1 protein-coding gene is annotated in these 1785 nt (G+C 74.7%); it reads left to right on the forward strand.

What is annotated here, in order from left to right; all coding sequences use genetic code 11:
* Positions 1-262: 262 nt before the first annotated feature.
* Positions 263-1785: DEAD/DEAH box helicase (locus JS521_RS35475; protein ID WP_205086964.1), on the forward strand; the 1523-nt coding region annotated here is incomplete at its 3' end.

Raw genomic sequence — 1785 nt, forward strand, 5'->3', positions numbered from 1 at the left:
CGCCCCGCCGCCCCCCCCGCCGCCCCCCCCGGGCCCCCCCGGTCAAACCCCCCCCCCGCCCAATCGCCGGGCCCCCCCCCCCCCCCCCCGGCCCCCCCCCCGGGGGGGGGGGGGGCCCCGGTTTGTGCTGTCCGAGCGACCACCCGTCGCAACAACCCGTTCTGTGCGCACATCCTGGGGGCGCACCCGGACGGCCGGACCGGCACAACGCACCAACCCACTCGGCAGTTGCCCAGGAATCCCCCCAGGAGGGCAATTCCCTATGACCAGCTCCGAACGCTCCGAGCGATCCGAACGCCAGGACCGCACCCCCCGCTCCCGACCGGCCCGCGGCCGAGGCCGGGGCCAGGGTGCAGGCGCCCAGGCCTCCTCGACCGGCCGGGGCGGCGCACCCCGCTCCCGTAACCAGGGCGGCTCCAAGCCCCCGGCCCGCCGCAAGCCCGCCGTCGCACAGCCCGCCGAGTTCGCTCTGCCGGAGACCGTGACCCCCGCGCTGCCGTCCGTCGAGGCCTTCGCCGACCTGGACATGCCCGCCGCGCTGCTGAAGACCCTCGCCGCACAGGGCGTCACCGAGCCGTTCCCGATCCAGGGCGCGACCCTGCCGAACTCGCTGGCCGGCCGCGACATCCTCGGCCGCGGGCGCACCGGCTCCGGCAAGACCCTCGCCTTCGGCCTGGCGCTGCTCGCCCGCACCGCAGGCCGCCGCAGCGAGCCGCGCGCCCCGCTCGCCATGGTCCTCGTCCCCACGCGTGAGCTGGCCCAGCAGGTCACCGACGCGCTGACCCCGTACGCGACCGCCGTGAACCTGCGGATGGCCACCGTCGTCGGCGGCATGTCGATCACCAAGCAGTCCGCCACCCTGCGGCGCGGAGCCGAAGTCCTCGTCGCCACCCCGGGCCGGCTCAAGGACCTCATCGAGCGCGGCGACTGCCGGCTGGACGAGGTCGCCATCACCGTCCTCGACGAGGCCGACCAGATGGCCGACATGGGCTTCATGCCGCAGGTCGTCGCCCTGCTCAAGCAGGTCGAGGCGGACGGGCAGCGGATGCTGTTCTCCGCGACCCTCGACAAGAACATCGACCGGCTCGTGAAGATGTTCCTCACCGACCCGGTCGTGCACTCCGTCGACCCGTCCGCCGGTGCGGTCACCACGATGGAGCACCACGTGCTCCACGTCCTGGACGAGACCGACAAGAAGGCCGTCGCCACGAAGATCGCCGCCCGCGACGGCCGGGTGATCATGTTCGTCGACACCAAGCGTGCCGCCGACCGCTTCGCCAAGCGGCTCCTCGCCAGCGGTGTACGGGCTGCCGCCCTGCATGGCGGGCGCTCGCAGCCGCAGCGCAACCGGACCCTGGACCAGTTCAAGAACGGCCAGGTCACCGCGCTCGTCGCGACGAACGTCGCGGCCCGCGGCATCCACGTCGACGACCTCGACCTGGTCGTCAACGTGGATCCGCCGACCGACCACAAGGACTACCTCCACCGGGGTGGCCGTACGGCGCGCGCCGGGGAGTCCGGCAGCGTCGTCACGCTGGTGCTGCCCGAGGAGAAGCGGGAGATGACCCGCCTGATGCAGGACGCGGGCATCGCGCCGCGCACCACGCGGGTCACCTCCAGCGACGCGGAGCTGGGCCGGATCACGGGGGCCCGTGAGCCGTCCGGCGTCGCGATCGTGATCGAGGTGCCGCAGCCGACCCCGCCGAAGCAGAGGGCCCGGTCGGGCGGCTCGGCGGGCTCCGGCTCCGGCGGGGGCGCGGTGCGCTCCGGGAGCCGGAGCCCGCC

The sequence above is a fragment of the Streptomyces durocortorensis genome (genome assembly GCF_016901035.1).
Lineage (GTDB): Bacteria > Actinomycetota > Actinomycetes > Streptomycetales > Streptomycetaceae > Streptomyces > Streptomyces durocortorensis.